At 73.1% G+C, this 17768-nt stretch carries 14 protein-coding genes and 2 pseudogenes; 9 read left to right on the forward strand and 7 right to left on the reverse strand.

Annotated elements, in window-relative coordinates; all coding sequences use genetic code 11:
* The first annotated feature begins 70 nt into the window (after positions 1-70).
* A complete protein-coding gene (locus AC3IYI_RS33075) occupies positions 71-1702 on the forward strand; it encodes a serine/threonine-protein kinase (RefSeq protein ID WP_489411762.1) in 1632 nt (543 codons plus the stop codon).
* 423 nt (positions 1703-2125) lie between these two features.
* On the opposite strand, the pseudogene AC3IYI_RS33080 reads toward AC3IYI_RS33075, so the two are convergent.
* Both AC3IYI_RS33080 and AC3IYI_RS33085 read right to left on the reverse strand, forming a co-directional pair.
* Positions 2126-2845, reverse strand: a pseudogene (locus AC3IYI_RS33080) (IclR family transcriptional regulator domain-containing protein); the annotation flags it as partial.
* 842 nt (positions 2846-3687) lie between these two features.
* Positions 3688-4293, reverse strand: coding sequence for an RNA polymerase sigma factor (locus AC3IYI_RS33085; protein ID WP_489407123.1), 606 nt, complete (start codon positions 4291-4293; stop codon positions 3688-3690).
* A 198-nt stretch (positions 4294-4491) separates the two neighbouring features.
* On the opposite strand from AC3IYI_RS33085, the gene AC3IYI_RS33090 reads away from it, so the two are divergent.
* The 3 genes from AC3IYI_RS33090 to AC3IYI_RS33100 all read left to right on the forward strand — a co-directional run bounded on the left by AC3IYI_RS33090 (position 4492) and on the right by AC3IYI_RS33100 (position 8093).
* Positions 4492-4884: a hypothetical protein gene (locus AC3IYI_RS33090; protein WP_489407124.1), complete on the forward strand. Its 393-nt coding sequence runs from the start codon at positions 4492-4494 to the stop codon at positions 4882-4884.
* A 303-nt stretch (positions 4885-5187) separates the two neighbouring features.
* A complete protein-coding gene (gene metG, locus AC3IYI_RS33095; RefSeq protein ID WP_489407125.1) occupies positions 5188-6903 on the forward strand; it encodes a methionine--tRNA ligase in 1716 nt (571 codons plus the stop codon).
* A gap of 146 nt (positions 6904-7049) precedes the next feature.
* Complete coding sequence (locus AC3IYI_RS33100; protein ID WP_489407126.1) at positions 7050-8093, forward strand: DUF8094 domain-containing protein; 1044 nt, start codon at positions 7050-7052, stop codon at positions 8091-8093.
* 19 nt (positions 8094-8112) lie between these two features.
* Here AC3IYI_RS33100 and AC3IYI_RS33105 read toward each other — a convergent pair.
* Positions 8113-8893, reverse strand: a pseudogene (locus AC3IYI_RS33105) (hypothetical protein).
* Positions 8894-8991: 98 nt separating this feature from the next.
* On the reverse strand, positions 8992-10404 hold the full coding sequence (locus AC3IYI_RS33110) for a M20/M25/M40 family metallo-hydrolase (protein WP_489407127.1): 1413 nt from the start codon (positions 10402-10404) through the stop codon (positions 8992-8994).
* A 181-nt stretch (positions 10405-10585) separates the two neighbouring features.
* On the opposite strand from AC3IYI_RS33110, the gene AC3IYI_RS33115 reads away from it, so the two are divergent.
* The 3 genes from AC3IYI_RS33115 to AC3IYI_RS33125 all read left to right on the forward strand — a co-directional run bounded on the left by AC3IYI_RS33115 (position 10586) and on the right by AC3IYI_RS33125 (position 12549).
* Positions 10586-11005 (forward strand): DoxX family protein, encoded by a 420-nt coding sequence (locus tag AC3IYI_RS33115; protein ID WP_489407128.1) that lies wholly within the window; start codon positions 10586-10588, stop codon positions 11003-11005.
* Between the two features lie 126 nt (positions 11006-11131).
* Entirely contained in the window at positions 11132-11716 is a 585-nt protein-coding gene (locus AC3IYI_RS33120; protein ID WP_489407129.1) for a hypothetical protein, read from the forward strand.
* Between the two features lie 56 nt (positions 11717-11772).
* Positions 11773-12549, forward strand: coding sequence for a bestrophin-like domain (locus tag AC3IYI_RS33125; RefSeq protein WP_489407130.1), 777 nt, complete (start codon positions 11773-11775; stop codon positions 12547-12549).
* 23 nt (positions 12550-12572) lie between these two features.
* Here AC3IYI_RS33125 and AC3IYI_RS33130 read toward each other — a convergent pair whose 3' ends face one another.
* From AC3IYI_RS33130 to AC3IYI_RS33140, 3 genes are all read right to left on the reverse strand, one after another.
* Entirely contained in the window at positions 12573-13751 is a 1179-nt protein-coding gene (locus AC3IYI_RS33130; protein ID WP_489407131.1) for an MAB_1171c family putative transporter, read from the reverse strand.
* Positions 13748-14305 (reverse strand): toxin-antitoxin system, toxin component, encoded by a 558-nt coding sequence (locus tag AC3IYI_RS33135; protein ID WP_489407132.1) that lies wholly within the window; start codon positions 14303-14305, stop codon positions 13748-13750. Before AC3IYI_RS33135 ends, AC3IYI_RS33130 begins: the two co-directional genes overlap by 4 nt.
* A 64-nt stretch (positions 14306-14369) precedes the next feature.
* Positions 14370-15038, reverse strand: a complete 669-nt coding sequence (locus AC3IYI_RS33140) for a helix-turn-helix domain-containing protein (RefSeq protein ID WP_243338946.1) — start codon at positions 15036-15038, stop codon at positions 14370-14372.
* 225 nt (positions 15039-15263) lie between these two features.
* Here AC3IYI_RS33140 and AC3IYI_RS33145 point away from each other — a divergent pair, with 225 nt between their 5' ends.
* Together AC3IYI_RS33145 and AC3IYI_RS33150 are read left to right on the forward strand one after the other, a co-directional pair.
* A complete protein-coding gene (locus AC3IYI_RS33145; RefSeq protein ID WP_489407133.1) occupies positions 15264-16253 on the forward strand; it encodes a helix-turn-helix domain-containing protein in 990 nt (329 codons plus the stop codon).
* 55 nt (positions 16254-16308) lie between these two features.
* Complete coding sequence (locus tag AC3IYI_RS33150) at positions 16309-17658, forward strand: 6-phospho-beta-glucosidase (RefSeq protein ID WP_489407134.1); 1350 nt, start codon at positions 16309-16311, stop codon at positions 17656-17658.
* Positions 17659-17768 lie beyond the last annotated feature (110 nt).

Here is a 17768-nt window from a genome sequence, read left to right on the forward strand (position 1 = left end):
GGACGAGGTGCGCGGCAGTGTCGTGGTGGCCGGGCGGTACCGCCTGGAAAGCCGGCTGGGCCGGGGTGGGATGGGAACCGTCTGGCGGGCCACCGACGAACTCCTCGGGCGCCCGGTCGCCGTCAAGGAACTGCACGCGGGTGAGGGAGACGGCGACGGTGTGGCCGCGGGGGCGCTGCGCGAGGCACGTGCCGTGGCGCAGGTGCGGCACCCCCATGTCGTCGTGGTTCACGACGTCGTTGAGCATGACGGCCGCCCTTGCATCGTCATGGAACTGGTCGACGGCGGTTCGCTCGCCGACCTGATCTCCGCGGGGAAGACCCTGACCCCGATCGAGACGGCCAGGACCGCACTCGCCCTGCTCGGCGCCCTGGCCGCCGCGCACGGCCGGGGCGTGCTGCACCGCGACGTCAAACCGGCCAACGTCCTCATGGAGTCGGGGACCGGCCGGGTGGTGCTCACCGACTTCGGCATCGCCCGCTTCTCCGGGGCCACCACCATCAGTCAGACGGGCGCCTTCGTCGGCTCGCCCGAGTACACCGCTCCCGAGCGGATGCGGGGAGCCGAGGCCGGGCCGGCCGCCGACCTGTGGTCGCTCGGCACGCTCATGTGCACCGCGCTGACCGGGGAGTCCCCCTTCCGCCGCGATTCGCTCGGCGGCGTCCTGCACGCCGTCGTCTCCGCGGAGATCCGCCCGCCCGCGCAGGCCGGGCCGCTCCTGCCGGTCATCCGGGGCCTGCTGGAGCGCGACCCGGAGCGGAGGATGGCGGCGGCAGAGGCGGACCGGCTGTTGTCGGCGTATCTGGCCGGCGGGACTCCGGTGCCGGGCGCCGGGAGTCCCGTGCCGGGCGACGGCAGCCTCGTGGCGGCCGAGCGCGTGCCCGGGCCGGCCGACCGCAGGCCCGCGCCCGCCGACCGTGTGCCCCCACCCGCCGACGGGACGCCGACCTCCGTGCCCCTGGCCGCCCCCGCGTCCGAGGGGCTGACGGCCCCGGACGCGGCTCCGCGCCCGACGGCCCGGCAGCGCGTCGCCATCCGACCGGGCCTGCGCCTCGGGCTGATCGCGGCCGCCGTCGCCGTGCTGGTGGCGGCCGGGGTGGCCGTGGGCGTCGACCCGCTGCGCTCGCTGCTCGGTGGGCAGGATCAGGGGCACGGATCGCGGAGTGCGCCGACGGCTCCCGGCGGCTCCGCGACCCCGTCCGCGACCCCGTCCGCGACCCCGTCCGCGACCCCGAGCGGGCCGCCCTCCGGGTACCGGACCTTCGCCGACCCGCAGGGCTTCGCCATCGCCGTGCCCGAGGGGTACCAGCGGGCCACCGACGACCAACGGGTCTTCTACGTCTCCCCGGACGGGGCCTTCCGCATCGGAATCCGGGTGAAGATGCCGGTGCCCGGCGGCCCCCTCGGCGTGATGAGGCAAGCCCACGCCAACGGCCCGGACACCAACCCCGGCTACCGCGCCGGCGCCGTCGTCTCCACGACCCACCACGAACTTCCGGCCGCGCTGTGGGAGTTCACCTGGAACGGTTTCACCCCGGCCGAGGGAGCCCGGCACACCTACGACCTCTGCTGGGACCAGAACGGCCGGATGTACGACATCTGGGTCTCCGCCCCCGTGGGTGAACTCGCCGAAGCCAAGCGTCACTTCGACACCGCCGTGGCCACCTTCGTGCCCGGCCCGACCGGCTCCGCCACCCCCTGATCCCGTTCTCCCTCCCGCCGGTTCCGGTCAGGTGCGCAGCACCACCAGCCCGTCGAGCCCGTCGGCCGTCCGCAGGCTGCCGGGCACCAGCGGGGCGAAGGTGCGCGGCAGCGCCAGGCCCGGAGCTCCGCCGCCGTCGGGGGCGTCGAAGAGGTACGCCGCCTCCGAGGAGCTGTCGCTGACCAGATGCGGCCCGTCCGCCCCGGTCGTGGCCCGCGTCAGCGGAGTCCGGAAGAGGCTGCGCAGCTGGCGCAGGGTCTCCGCCGTGACCGGTACCGGCATCGCCATCGGCATCGGCTGCGATTCCGGCTCCGCCTGGAGTTCCGGCCCGTCCGGCCCGTCCGGCCCGTCCGTCCGGACAGCCCCCTCTGCCCCCGCCTCCTCCTCCGGGGAGTCCGCGCCGTCCGGCGGGATCGCCCCCGCCAGCAGCAGTGCCAGCAGCACCGGAACCGCCTTGAGCCGGAGCGCCTCGGTGGCCCGGCCCAGCCGGTGCGCGTGCCCGCCGGGCAGCGACAGTGCGAGGCTGCCCGCCGCGTCTCCGAGCGCGAGGGGCACCGCCGCGCACACCACGCCCGGGGCGTACTCGCGCAGGTCGAAGACGGGGGCCCCCGGGGCCACCGCGTCGAGCGCGCTGAACAGGGCCCGGCTGTCGGTGATGGTCCGCTCGGTGAGCCGGGCGGGCCGGTGCCGGGCCACGTGGTCGGCGCGGCCGTCGTGGTCGAGCTGGCTCAGCAGGCACTTGCCCACCGCGCTGGCGTGCGCCGCGTCCCGGAAGTCCACCCACTCCCGCACCGGCGGGGCGCCGGGCCCGTCCGCCATCTGGGTGATCCGGACTTCGCCCTCCGCGTACCGGCTCAGGTACACGGCCGCGCCCGCGCTGTCCCGCGCCAGGGCCAGCGTGCGCTGCAACTGGCCCGCCAGGCCCCGGCCGCCCGGGGCCGCGAGCCGGTCGAGGGCCGGGCCGGGGGCGTAGACCCCGACGCCGGACCGGTACGCGTACCCCTCCTCGCAGAGCATCGACAGCAGCGGCCCGAGCTCCGCCTCGGCCAGACCGGCCTCCCGCCCGAGCCGACCGGACCGTACGCCGAGCGGCCGCCGCTGCAGGACCCGTACGACGGCCAGGGCGCGCCGCGCCGCCGCCAGGGCCTCGCCCCCGCCGGGCTGGACGACGGTCCCGCGGGCCGCCGCCGTCAGCGCGGGGTGGCGCAGCGGTCCCGCCCCCAGCCGGGGCGGCCGCGGCGGCCGCGGAGGCCTCGGCGGAGCGGCCGGCGGCCGGAAGGCGTCCAGCGCCCCGGACACCCCGGGCCTGGGCAGCGGCACCGGGCCCAGGTCGGGGTCGTCGAGCTGGTCGACGTAGCGCAGGACGGCCGCCTGCGCGCACAGCCGTACCTCGCGGAGCTCCCGGCGCCCGCTCGGCCGGAAACGGCGCCGGCCCAGCTCCCGGGCCCAGATCCGGGCGTCGTGGTGCTCACCGCGCCGCGAGTGGTCGAGGAAGAGGCAGTACGCGGCGTGCGTGGTCCGGCTGCGCCCGGACCCGGCGGCGAACTGCCACCAGAACCGGGCCCCTTCGCGCAGTCCGGCCAGGTGCAGGAGGCAGCCGAAGACCACGGCGCCGGGCAGGTCGGCGTGGCCGCCGCTCTCGAAGGCGTCGAGCCGCTCCCGGGCCCCCGCGCCGCACACGGAGACCAGGCAGGCGGCCTTGAGGTCGCGGCCTGCCCGCTCGGCGTCCAGCGGGAGGTCGCGCGAGGGGTCGCTCCAGCCCAACGTGCGGCGCCGGGCGGGGGTTCCGCCGCGCCGGGGCGCCGGGGCGGAGGACGGTTTCGGCGCCGGGGCCGCGGTGTCGGCGCTCCGCAGCAGCCGGGCCTCCGCCGCGCCCAGGTCGTAGTGCGGATAGCGGTCGCGGACGCTCGCCCGGGCCAGGAACTGCTCCAGGGACCGCGGGAGCCCACCGTCCTCGCGACGGGTTCCGCGGCTCGTGTTGCGGCTCATGACTCGGCCGACGTGTCGAGCAGCCGGGCGAGGCGCCGCTGCGCCTGGCCGAGCTGCGAGTGCACCGTGGCCTCGTCGACACCCATGATCGCGGCGGCTTCGCCGGGGGTGCACTGGAGCCCGTACCGCAGCAGCACGGCGTCGCGCTGGCGTTCGGCGAGCCGGGAGACGGCGGAGTAGAAGCGGATGGTGTCGGTGAGCACCTCGTACTGGTCGGCTTCCGCGTGGGCCTCCTTGAGCGCCGCTTCGAAGGCACTGGTGTCCATCGGCTCCGGCCAGGGGCTGCGGCTGAACTGGCGGTCGATGAGCCGCTGTTTGAGGACGGTCCACGCGTAGGCGTCGAGCCGGTCCATGTGCAGCATCCGCAGCCATTCGCCCATGATCGAGTCGAAGGCGGCGTCGACCGCCTCCTCGGCCGCCGCGTCCGAGCCCAGCTGCAGGTACGCGAACCGCATGTAGGCCGGGCGTCGGTCGGCGTGGAAGGCCCAGTACGACAGGCGCGCCGTCGAATCCCACTGGCTCATGGGCGCCGGCCGCCGTCGCCGGCTCGGCAGACCCACGGCCCCGCCACCGGACTCCTCCGGACCGCTGCCATCGCTCACCGCTCCACCCCATCCCGTGTGCGGGGCAAGGAAATCAGCGCGGGCGCACTCGGAGGGCGCAGAGACGAAAGCTGGAGGGATTACGTTCGGTGATGATCATGTGCTGATCGATGTCGATCGCACGCGCGCTCAACCAGCGCAAACGCATATGCCGTTCTCCTGTGCGCCCGTTTCGTTCCCCTCCGGAGGGCACGGCGTGTGACCATCCTCGCGTTCGCCCGTACCGACGAGGCGAACGTGACCACCGCCGCCGCGCTGACCCTGAGCCGCTCATCGCGCAACGGGAAGGGGAGCACGGACGGGGGCCGGGCCCGGTACCTGCTCGCGCCGTGGATCGCCCGGGCCACCGCCCGCGACCTGCTCCGGACGGGGGAGGGCACCACACCGCTGGCCGTCTCCGCCGACGGGGTCACCGAGGAGACCGCGGTGCCGCAAACGGGCGGAGCCGCCGGAGCCGACGGAGCCGCCGGAGCCGACGGAGCCGCCGGAGCCGACGGAGCCGTCGGCGCCGGCGGAGACTGCGCGGGCAGACTCGCGAGCGGCGTCCGGATCACCGCCGTCGACGGCGCCCGGGGCGGCGGCCGCGACTGACGGCGCGCCGCCGGGGCCGCCCCGCGCCCGCGCCGCTCGACGGAGCACCGTCCGCGGCCGCCACGGGCGGTGTCCCCACCGGTGTGGACGGCGGTCCGGGGGCTGCCCGGCCCGCTGTACCATGGCCGCAGCGCGAGGGCCGTGACGGAGTGGTCACAGTCCTCGCTTTTGCTTTGCACCGCTCAGTTCCGCGGTGTACCCCCAGTCCACCCCGAAGAAATGCGGGGCGTGGCGTTTCGGCGGTTCGATACGATGAACCGCACGTCACGTCGTACCGGCATATATGAAATGGAGCATCCGAGGATGGCTCGACACCTGATCACCAGCGCGCTTCCCTACATCAACGGGATCAAGCACCTGGGCAACATGGTCGGGTCGATGCTTCCGGCGGATGTGTACTCCCGGTACCTCCGCCAGCGCGGCCACGACGTCCTCTACATCTGCGCCACCGACGAGCACGGCACCCCCGCCGAGCTCGCCGCGAAGGCGGCCGGCCTCTCGGTCGCCGAGTTCTGCGCGCAGGCCCACGACGCCCAGAAGGCGGTCTACGACGGCTTCGAGCTGTCCTTCGACTACTTCGGCCGCAGCTCCTCGGAGCAGAACCGCGAGATCACCCAGCACTTCGCGCGCCAGCTCCAGCAGAACGGCTTCATCGAGGAGCGCGCGATCCGGCAGGTCTACTCGCCGGTCGACGGCCGCTTCCTGCCGGACCGCTACGTCGAGGGCACCTGCCCGCACTGCGGCTACGACAAGGCCCGCGGCGACCAGTGCGAGAACTGCACCCGCGTCCTGGACCCCACGGACCTGATCGAGCCCCGCTCGGCGATCTCCGGCTCCACCGAGCTGGAAGTCCGCGAGACCAAGCACCTCTTCCTCCTCCAGTCCAAGCTGCAGGTCGAGGTCGAGGCCTGGGTCGCGGAGCACGAGGAGGAGTGGCCGCAGCTCGCGTCCTCCATCGCCCGCAAGTGGCTGACCGAGGGCCTGCACGACCGCGCCATCACGCGCGACCTCGACTGGGGCGTCCCGGTCCCCGCCGACACGTGGCCCGAGCTGGCCGCCGACGGCAAGGTGTTCTACGTCTGGTTCGACGCTCCGATCGAATACATCGCCTCCACCAAGGAGTGGGCGGACGCCGACCCGGCGAACCGCGACTACAAGTCCTGGTGGTACGAGGCCGAGGACGTCCGCTACACCCAGTTCATGGCCAAGGACAACGTCCCGTTCCACACGGTGATGTTCCCCGCCACCGAGCTCGGCGTCCGCGAGCCGTGGAAGATGGTCGACTACGTCAAGGCCTTCAACTGGCTGACGTACTACGGCGGCAAGTTCTCCACCTCGCAGAAGCGCGGCGTCTTCACCGACCAGGCGCTGGAGATCCTCCCGGCCGACTTCTGGCGCTACTTCCTCATCGCCAACGCGCCCGAGTCCGACGACTCCTCCTTCACGTGGGAGCACTTCACCGCCACGGTCAACAAGGACCTCGGCGGCACGCTGGGCAACTTCGTGAACCGCGTACTGACCTTCTCCCGCAAGAAGTTCGGCGACGAGGTCCCCGCCGGCAGCGCCGCCGGCGCGGTCGAGGCCAAGCTGGGCGAGCAGATCGCCGAGCTGCTGGCCGAGTACGAGGGCCACATGGATGCCCTCCAGTACCGCAAGGCCGCGGCCGCCCTGCGCGCCCTGTGGTCGGCCGGAAACGCGTACCTCGACGAGAAGGCCCCCTGGACGGAGGTCAAGACCGACCTGGAGGGCGCGGCGCTCACCCTGCGCACGGCGATGAACCTCATCCACCTCTACTCGGTGGTCTCCGAGCCGTTCATCCCGGCCTCGGCGCGCGCCATGCGCTCCTCGTTCGACCTCGCCGACGACACGGCCACCTGGGTCACCCCGGAGCAGGCCGCGTCCCTCGACGCGGTGCCGGCGGGCACCCCGTTCACGGTTCCGGCGGTGCTCTTCCCGCGGATCACCGAAGAGGACCTGGAGTCGTACCGCGAGCGCTTCGGCGGCAACCCGGAGGCCTGAGCAGGCAGTTGTGACTCGGTGAGGGGCGCGACCCGTTGACGCGGGCCGCGCCCCTCACGCGTACCCCCGGCCAGGGGGCGGCGTTCGGCCGGGGCAGTGCCTGAGGGAAGATCGGTTCTTCGCACTCGATCTCAGGGGGAGACACGATGAGGCGTTCCGTCCCGGTCATCGCCACGATGGTGCTGCTGTGCGCGGCCGTCGGCTGCCGGCAGGAGTCCGACGCGAAGGCGCCCGGTGGACCGGCGACCTCCGCTCCAGCGGCCTCGGTGCGCCCGCTGACGGCCGACGAGGCGCGGGGCATCGTCGAGGAGGCCAACAAGCGGGCGGAGGCGGATGCTTCGGACCCCGAGGTGATCAAGGGGGTCGCCGAAGGGCCGTGGTTGGACGAGTTGCTCGCCATCGCCGACAACGGAAAGAAGCACGGGACCGGAGCCCCGCCCGCGCCGACGAACTCGCCCGCGACTTCACCGGCCGTGCACGCGTGGGCCGGATCCGGCCCGGACGCCAAGGGCCGCTGGATCCTCGGAGCGTACGAGACGACGTCCACGATGGTCGGCTCCACGGAGAAGTCGGCGAGTCTGGTCTGGTCGCTCTACCACGAGGGCGCGGACGGGGTCTGGCGCCAGGCCTTCAAGACGTACGCGCCGTCGGTCACGGCCCTGCCCCAGCCCGCCACGGGTTCCGACGGCCGGGCGGTGACCGGAGGGGACGCCACGAAGCTGGCCGCCGACCCGGCCACCGTCTGCGGCCGCTATGACGACTACGTCGACGGCGCGTCGGGCCCGGACACCGAGGGGATCTCCTGGAGCGCGGGGATCGACGGCGCCGCCGCCGACCGGGCCGCCGCGAGGAAGAGCTTGCCGGAGCGGCTCGGGAACCCGGCTTCGCTGAAGACCGCCTCCGAGCCCACCCGCACCCCCTACGGGCCCCTCTGGCGGACGAGTGACGGCGGGGCGCTCGTGGCGTGCCTCACGCTGCGGACCACTACCGTCGACATGGGCCCGGGCCGCTACCAGGAGTTCGCCTACAGCGGCTGGACCGGCACGACGGGCATCCGCTGGGGGGCGTACACCCAGAGCCAGTTGGGGATGACCGTGCTCAAGGTTCCGGCGGGTACCGGTGAGGTGTCCGTCGCGGCGGAGGTGTCCTGGCCGTACAAGTTCGACGGTACGCGCCACACCGGGAACTGACCGGGGGCTCGGCCGGCCCTCACATCGCGGCGCCCAGGGCCAGGAACCCGCAGATCAGTACGCAGAGGATGCCGAGCAACGGCCAGACGAAGCACAGGTACTTGTCGTAGCCGACCTTGGCCAGTGCCACACCGCCGATGGTGACGGCGGTGGTGGGGACCCAGAGGTTCATCCAGCCGCTCGCCGACTGCCAGGCCGTCACCATCAGCGCGCGGGAGACGCCCGCGAAGTCGGCGAGCGGGGCCAGGATCGGCATGGTGAGCGTGGCGTGCCCGGAGGTGGAGGGGATCAGGAAGGCGAGCCGACGGCAACCAGCCGGTCGTAGCCGAGGGCCAGCATCATCGGCACCAGCAGGCCGTAGAACCCGAGGGTCTCCTCGGCGAAGCCCTCCACGGTGCCCAGGATCGAGAAGACCACCATCACGGCGGCGATCAGCAGCGCCCCGCGGTCGCGCAGCCGGTGGGCGAGGGGCGATGCCGCGGTCGAGAGCCCCGGTGGCGAACACGACGGTGATGAAGGCGCCGATGGCGAGCACGAAGAGGAACACGCCCGCGCTGCCGTACAGATCACCGCTGAAGGTGGGCCCGACCTGGCCGGTCTTGGGGTCCTGGAGCCCGTAGAGCCCGTTGACGGGGGAGAGGAACAGGTCGTTCAGGCGATCGGTGAAGCTCTGGGTGCCCTCGACCCGGTGGTAGGTGCCGGCGACGGGGGCGCCGCTGTCGTTGCGGTCGCACTCGCCTGCCGGGACGAGGAAGGCCCAGCAGCCAGATCGCCACGGTGACGATGGCCAGGATGGTCAGCGCGCTGGGGAAGGAGAACTTCCGCGCGGGCGCCGGACCCTAGGGGGGAGCCGGCGCGGCCGACGGCGGCGGGGCGGCTGGCGGCGGGGTCGCGGTGGTCACCGGGCGCCTCCGGAGGGGTCCCGGGGGGCTTCGGGGGAGCGGGCCGCGCCGAAGTCCGCCGCGTACTCCCGGACGAAGGCGGCCATCGCCACCACCGTGTTGCGCACCTCCGACAGCAGCACCCGCTCGTTCGGCGCGTGCAGATTGCACATGCTGTCCTGAGCGCCGAACAGCAGCACCTCCGCCCCCGGAGCCGCCCGCGCGAGGCCGTTCACCAGCGGGATGGAGCCGCCCGTGGCCACGTACGAGGCCTGCGTGCCCCAGGCCTCCTTCAGGGCGGTCAGCGCCGCCCGGTACGCCGGCCCGCCCGTCCGCGCCTCGAAGCCGGGGCCGGTGTCGCCGGGGGTGACGGTGAGCGGGATCCCGAAGGGGCGCTGCGCGCGCAGGTGCTTCACGAGCGCGCTCCGGGCCTCCTTCGGGTCCTGGAGCGGATGGAAGCGCAGGTTCAGCTTGGCCCGCGCGTACGGGACCACGGCGGAGGCGGCGCCCGCCACGTCCGGGGCGTCGAGCCCGATGACGGTGACGGCGGGCCCGCTCCACAGCCGCTCGCCGAGCGAGCCGGTGCCGATCAGCGGCAGCCCGTCCCGGACGGAGGCCAGCTCGCGGAACTCCGCCTCGGTGTAGGTCGTTCCCTCCCAGGGATCGCGGCGCAGCCCGGGCACCGCCACGTCTCCGTGCTCGTCGTGCAGGGTGGCCAGCGCCCGGAGCAGCGCCAGCAGGGCGTCGGGGGCGGCTCCGCCGAACTCCCCGCTGTGCCGCGCCTCCTTGAGGGTGCGTACCTCCACCACGACCTCGCAGGCCCCGCGCAGACCGGTGGTCAGGGTCGGGGTGCCGGGCCGCAGGTTGCCGAGGTCGGCGATGACCATCGCGTCGCAGGCGAACAGGTCCGGATCGGTGGGCGGGTAGTCGTCGAAGGGGCTGCCGTACTCCTCCTGCCCCTCGATCACCAGCTTGATCCCGACGGGCGGGCGCCCGCCGTAGACCCGGAGCATGCCCAGGAGGGCGATCACGTTCGACTTGTCGTCGGCGATCCCGCGCGCCCGCAGGGCGCCGGGGACCCCGGCCACGGGCGTCGGCTCGAAGGGCGGGGAGCGCCACAGGGTCGGGTTGCCGGCGGGCTGGACGTCGTAGTGCCCGTAGAGCAGGACGGTCGGGGAGTCCGGGTGCGGGGGCGGGATCTCGCCATAGATGACCGGGGCGGTGTCCGGGAGGTCGATCCGCTCGATGGTGGGGACGCCCGCCTCGCGCAGCAGGGAGACGATCAGGTCGTGCGCCTCCAGGACCGGCTCCGGCGGGTATCCGGGGAAGGCGACCGAGGGGATCGACGCGAGCCGTTCCAGATCTGCCCGGAGGCCGTCCATCAGGGCGTCGACCTGTGCTTCGAGGGTCTGCGAGCCGTCCGCGTCCACCTGCCACCGTCCCTGTACTCCCCGGGGCGACCCCGCTGAGCTGCGGGATCGGGTTCTCCGATCATCAGCGGGGGGAGCGGGCCGCGCCGTGGCGGAATAGGCCGGACGGGTGAGCTCGTTCATTGGTGCATAAGCAACATAAGGTGCATATAAGTCCAAATGATGCTCTTCGGAGGTCACCATGGATGTGCTCGTGCTGATCGGACGCCTGCTGTTCGTCCTCCTCTTCGCCGGATCCGGGTTCGCGCACCTGACCAAGACCCAGGACATGGCCGGCTACGCCGCCTCGCGCGGGGTTCCGCTGGCGGCCCCGGCCACGGTGCTGTCCGGGCTGGTCATCGTCGCGGGTGCCATCAGCGTCGCCGTCGGCCTCTGGGCGGACATCGGCGCGCTCGCGCTCGCCGGCTTCTGCTTCTCGGTGGCCCTGCTGATGCACGGCTTCTGGAAGGAGACCGACCCGCAGTCGAAGCAGATGGAGCAGACGCAGTTCCTCAAGGACGTGGCGCTGGGCGGCGCCGGACTCGTCCTGTTCGCCTTCTTCGCCTACGCGGGCCACGACCTCGGCCTCATGGTCACCGGCCCGGCGCTTTCCATCGGCTGAGCGAGCGCGGGTGGCCCGCGGCTCCCGAGTGGGGATCCTGACCCGTCTGCGGCGTGTCGAACCACCGCCGTGATCGTTTCTTCAGGCGTAGCCCTCATCCCTGCTGCTGAATCGGGAGAACGTGCGGTGACCGCTTGGCAGTACTTCGCCGGGGCCGGCCTGGTGGCGGCGCTCTGCCCGCTGCACGGTCACGTGGCGGTCGCCGGAGACGGCCACGGGCGCGGCGCCCGGGTCGACCTGTGCGTGCCGGCCGGGTCGCAGCCACGGCCCCCCGCGGCGCCGCCCTCGGCGTCGACGCCGAGTCCGGCTCCGGCCGTGCGGCCGACCGCCCGGGTGCTGCTGCCCGGCCCGGCCGGGCCGACGGTGCGCCATCCGGGGCTGGGGCCGCTCGCGCCCGCGCCGCCCGGCGCGGCGGCGGAGCCGGTCCCCGGGCCGACGGCGCAGGCAAGGCCCGCGGTGGCGCAGCCGCGGGCGGCCGCGGCGCAGGCGCCCGGGGTCACGCAGGCGGCTCCGGGCGGAGCGGTGGCTCCGCACCGGGTCGCAGCGGGGGCCGGGGCGGCGGGGCGCTTCCACGTGCGCCCGTACCACTCCTCGGCCCTGGCGCGGCGCGGCCCGGACGGCATGTCCACCCTGATGCTCATGGTCGTCGTCACGACCCCGGCGGTGCTCGCGGCCGTCGCGCTGCGGCCCCGTTCCAGGAGCCGCGGCTAGCCACGCCCCACCTTCAGTCCGCTCAGTCCGCTCGTTTCGACCTACGGAGAACCCTCGTGTCCGAATGGCTGGTCCTGGCCATCGCCATGGCGCTCGTCTGCGCCCTCGTCCTCGCCTTCACCGCGATCCGGCACCGCCGGGTCGCCGACGACGAGGACACCAGCGAAACCCCCGACGTCCTCGAGTACATGGTGATGATGGTCGGTGTGGTCTACGCGATCGTGCTCGGCCTGGCCATCGCGGGCGTCTGGGAGGCGCGCGGCGCCGCCGAGGACAGCGTGCGCCGCGAGGCCCAGTCCCTGTACGAGGTCACCCAGCGGGCCGACGTCTACCCGGCCGCCGTCCGCGACCGGATCCGCGGCGAGGTCAACGCGTACGTGTCCCACACCGTCAGCGTGGACTGGCCGCGGCTGACCTCCGGGGCGCCGGTGTCGCCGGAGGGCGGCGAACTGCTCGGCAAGCTGCGCAGCGGCGTCACCCACCAGAGCCCGGGCAACGAACTGCAGGCGCAGGCCTACCAGCCGCTGCTGGACCACATCGCGGCCGCCGACGACGCCCGCCACGAGCGGACGCAGACCGACGAGTCCACGCTGCCGGGGGTGGTCTGGCTGGGGCTGGTCGCGGGCGGGCTGGTCACCGTCGGGCTGATCTTCACCCTGCAGATCCGGCGTTCGGGGCGGGAGCTGCTGCTGGCGGGGCTGTTCAGCGCGCTGATCGTGTTCCTGCTCTTCATGGTGTGGAGCTTCGACGCGCCCTTCGGGCGGGACGGTATCGACTCGGCGGCGCCGTTCCAGGACCTGTTCCCGTCCCTGCCCCTGGCCGCCGGGCGCTGATCACCGGCCCGGGCCGCCGCTGATCAGCGCCCCGACAGGGACGACTGCCGTCGGCATTCGGCCACCACCCGGGAGTTGCGCAGTGCGCACGAGATCCGTACGAGGTCGCGGGGACCGTCGGCGGGCGGCGGGGCCCCCTCGTCGCTGGCCCCGATGACCCGCCCCTCGGGGTCGGCCGCCCGGGCGCGCACGGCGGCCGCGACCATGGCCGCGTCGGCGACGGCCCGCGCGGTGTCCTCGTCGGCGCCGGTCCCGAGGGCCCGCTCGAGGGCGTCGTCCCGGTGGCGCTGGTTGAAGTACGGGCCGAGGTGCAGGAAGCCGTCGTGGATGTCCGACTCCCGTTGCATCATCCGCAACTCCGCGGCGGACCACCAGGCCATCCGCACGCCGGGGACCGGCTGCGGGCCGCAGCTGCGCACCTCGCGCCAGAGCGTGCCCAGCCGCCGGTACGTGGACCAGTACTGCCAGCTGTCGGACAGCCGCTGGAACACCAGCGGGAGCACGAAGCCGATGGCGCTGACGTTGGCTCCGATGGAGGCGACGGGCGGTGCCACGGAGGTGCTCAGCCAGTCCAGGTCGTGGCCGGTCCAGCGGGCCACGACTGCGGTCATCTTGGTGGCGTCGTAGCAGAGGTTGAAGACGTACCCGATGACGATGATCACGAGGCCGGCGCGGAGCCAGCCGCGCACCTGCAGGGACCAGCGCCAGCACATCGCGACCATCACGAAGGCGGCCACGTTGTGGGCCACCAGGTAGAGGGCGATCATCTCCCGGATGAAGGGGGTGTTGGCGTAGTAGGTGTCGAAGTCCCGCAGCCGCTCGACCGGGCTGTCACCGAGGGCGAACAGCACCATCAGCATCACGATCACGGCGGAGTAGCCGAGGATCCAGGCGCGCGAGACCCGCCGGGTCTCCTCCGGTGGACCACCGCGCCAGTTGACGATCAGCACGAGGCAGGCGGCACTGAAGGCGGTGATCAGGCAGTAGACGAACGGGGCGGAGAAGTTGGGTATGCCGGTCCAGCGGTTGACCGCCGCGATCGTGGGCGGGGCGGCGAAGGTGAACACGGCGCTGGCCAGGGTGAGCAGGGCACAGACCGACCGCAGGAGCGGATCACGCCAATTGTTGCGCAAGGTCGGCAGCTTGAAGGCGAGTGCGATCGCCATCGCGGCTGCCGGTGTGTAGTAGTCCTGGCCTTTCATTGGTCGTTCCTGTGCCCCCGGTATCCGAGCGCGGCCTCGATGCGGCCGGCCAGCTGGTCCCGCTGTGCCGGTGCGCGGTGGCTGGCCGATCCGGCCAGCCAGGTGCGGCACCGGCTGCCCAGCAGCAGGCCGAAGGTCTCCGCTTCGGTCTCCTCCTGGACGTCGGCGCGGGTGCGCGCGGCGACGCGGCGCACGGTCTCACCGATGTCGGCCTCGTCCGACAACAGCCGCGCGGCGACGGCGGCGCCGTCGACGTGGTGGCTGCAGTGACCGGCCTTCATGTGCCACAACTCGTGCCCGAGGATCACCAGTTGGTGGTCGGGTGCGGTGCGTTCCTCGATGACCACCAGATCGCGGTCCGCCATGTCGAGCCACAGGCCGCTGGCCGTCCCCGGCGGGAACGAGGCCATCCGGAACTCCACCCGGCGGCCGCGGTGCTTGCTCATGCCCTCGCAGAGGGCGGCGTAGAGGTCCACGGGCTCCACGGGCGCGGTCAGGTTGATGCCTGCCACCAGCTCCCCGCACAACCGCCGCTGCTCTCTGCCTATGCTCACCGTTCTCCCCGTCGGCGCGGATCCGGATCAGGACTCAAGGATCAGACCCAGACTTTCGACTGGGTCAGGATTCGTTCGGTTTGACGCTTTCGAGAAGCATGTCCAGCCATTCGGTCACCTTGTCCCGGTGCTTGTCGCTGGGCAGTTGGGCGGCTCTCCAGGCGATGCCCCGTACGCCGTGGTTCTGGAGAAGTCTTGCCAGCGGATCCCCCGCCGAAGCGGCCGGGGCGGGTGCGGTTTCCCGTGCGCGGCCCGCGAAGTCCTGAAGCAGCTGTTGCTCGGTGCGCTGGAGGGCGTCCGTGAGCGCGTCTGCGTCGTGGGCGGTGAGGAATCCGGCGTGCACCCCGAAGAACCGCTGGATCGCGTCACAGTGTTCCATGGTCGGCCGTCTGTCCCCGTTGATCAGGGCCCCGGCCTGCTGGCGCGACATGGCGGCGCCGTCGGCGATCTCCTGCTGCGTGTAGCGGCGGCCGTTGGGCTTGACGCGGGTGCGCCGCAGCAGGTCGAGGCGCTGGAGGAACCGGGTCTGGAGATCGGGCTCACCGGCGGGCCTGCCGTCCAGCAGGCTCCGCACCACGTCCGCGGGTACGCCCGAAGCCTCGGAGAGGCGGCGCAGGTCGAAGACCTGGTTCAGGTCGCGGCCCAGCTTGCCCGCGAGTTCTGCGACTCGCGTGACGGTGGCTGCCAGGAGCGTGTTGGCCACCGCGACGGGAGCCGGGAAGCCGTCTGTCACCAGTGGTTCTCCTAGATCGCGCGAGGTCGGGGTACGGGCACGTGGTCGGCTCCAGGAATCTATCCGGTCTCTGTCCGTACGGCTAGAACGTGCCACATCTGTGGCGGGATCGAGCTGCCCGGAGGCTGGAATTGCCACAATAGTTGACACTCGAATGAAGTCGGTAGCAGGATCGCCACACGGAAATGAAGATCCAGACCGTAATAAAGATGGGGGGAGCTCTCGGTGCCACATCTCGCAGCGGTGGGCCCGTCCGAAGGGCTCGCCCACATCGGTGGGGAGCGCCCCGCGGGCGAGGAGTCCGCACGCGGCGCCGTGCGGTCGGAGCGACGCAAGGAGATTTTGCGCCAGCGCCGGGAGGAACTGGGGCTGAGCCAGGAGGACCTGGCGGCGCGTTTGCGCATCAGCGTGCGCGCGTACGGGAACTGGGAGCGCGGCCTGGTCAAGGAGTGGACGGACCGCAAACTGCTCGCCCTGGCGGAAGCCCTGGAAATGAGCGAGCGGCAGTGCTTCTGGCTCTTCCGGATCATGGTCGACCGGGACCCGCCGCCCACCTGGCGCGCGGCCGAGGACAACCGGCTGCCCGACGATCCGGCGCAGCGCGACTACCTGTGTGACTACGCGGCCCTCATGGAAGCCGTGCCCTACCCGAGTTTCCTCGTGGACCACCGCTGGGACGTGGCCCTGACCAACTCGGCGTTCGACCGGCTCTTCCAGTCGGTGCGCCCGCACCCGACCGCACTGCCAGACGACAACTTCCTGCGCTTCGTGCTGTTCCACCCGGACGCCGCGGCCGTGCTGGAGGACCACGAACCGGCCTGGTGCGTACCGCTGCTTGCCCGGTTCGCGACCGCGCTGGCCGCCGCCCCCGACGACGAGGGGCTGCGCAGCATCCGTCAGGAGGTGGCCCGTGACCCGTTCATGGAGGCCGCCTACCGGTACGGAGTTCCGCACTGGCTGACGACCCACGGGGCCGAGGCCGCGGAGCAGGACGGTGCCGTGCGCACCGTGCGCCACCCGGACCCGGGCTGGGGCGTGGTGCGCTGCCGGATGGTGGCGGAATCCGGCCCGATGCTCGACGGCATGGGGCTGACCCGGATGACGCTGGTCCTCTCCACGCCGCAGGGCGCGGCGACGGGTCCGCTGCCGGGCGGTTCCGGGGCGCAGCAGCACCAGCCGCCGCGGCTGAGGGCCGTGCCGTCGCCGGTGGAGTGATCCCGCGGGGGAGACTGGTGCCACGAAACGTGGCACTGCGAAAGGCGGTAAGGGCGTGCGGCTGACGATCCTCGGCGGGGGCGGATTCCGGGTACCGCTCGTCTACGGAGCCCTGCTCGGCGATCACGCCGAGGGCAGGGTGTCGCACGTGACCCTGTACGACGAGGACTCCGGCCGGCTCCGTGCCATGGCACGGGTGCTCGCGGACCAGGCCGACGGAATCGCGGACGCCCCGGCCGTGACGGCCACCACCGATCTCGACGAGGCCCTGCGCGGCGCCGACTTCGTGTTTTCGGCCATTCGCGTCGGAGGGCTCGAAGGGCGGGCCGCCGACGAGCGGATCGCCCTGGCCGAGGGAGTGCTGGGCCAGGAGACGGTGGGCGCGGGCGGTATCGCCTACGGCCTGCGGACGGTGCCGGTGGCCCGTGAGATCGCGCGCAGGGTGGCCCGTACCGCCCCCGGGGCGTGGGTGATCAACTTCACCAATCCGGCCGGGGTGGTCACGGAGGCCATGGCCGAGGAGCTCGGGGACCGGGTCATCGGCATCTGCGATTCGCCGGTCGGGCTCGGGCGGCGGATCGCCCGGCTGCTCGGCGCCCGGCCCGAGGACGCCTGGATCGACTACGTCGGCCTCAACCACCTGGGCTGGGTGCGCGGGCTGCGGATCGGCGGGCGCGACGAACTGCCGCGGCTGCTGGCCGACGCGCAGGCGCTGGAATCCTTCGAGGAGGGCCGGCTGTTCGGGGCCGAGTGGCTGCGCTCGCTCGGGGCGATCCCGAACGAGTACCTGCACTACTACTACTTCAACCGCGACACGGTACGGGCCTACCAGGAGGCCAAGCAGACGCGCGGGGCGTTCCTGCGCGACCAGCAGCGGGGCTTCTACGCCGAGGCCGGGCGGCCGGATCAGGCGCCCGGGGCGGCGCTGGCCGCCTGGGACCGCACCAGGGCCGAGCGCGAAGCCACGTACATGGCCGAGAACCGCGAGGTCGCGGGCGTCGGCGCGCGCGAGGAGAGCGACCTGGAGTCGGGCGGGTACGAGAAGGTGGCCCTCGCCCTGATGCGCGCCATCGCCCGGGACGAGCGCGCCACCCTGATCCTGAATGTCCAGAACCGCGGGACCCTGTCGGTGCTCGACGCCGAGGCCGTCATCGAGGTGCCCTGCCTGGTCGACGCCAACGGGGCCCACCCGGTCGCCGTCGATCCGCTGCCGCTGCACGCCGTGGGCCTGGTGACCTCGGTCAAGGCCGCCGAGCGGGAGGTCCTCGCCGCGGCGGCGAGCGGATCGCGGGCGGACGCCGTCAAGGCCTTCGCGCTGCATCCGCTGGTGGACTCGGTCGGGGTGGCCCGGCGGCTGGTGGCCGGGTACGCGGCGGAGCATCCGGGGCTGGGCTACCTGCGCTGAGGGCCCGTTCTGCTGCGTCCGGCACTCCGTCCGCCTGCGTCCGGCACGCCGTTCCCCTGCTCCCGGCGCCCCGTTCCCTCGCGTCCGACACCCCGTCCACCTGCGCGGAC

Source organism: Streptomyces sp. GL_148 (assembly GCF_057834205.1).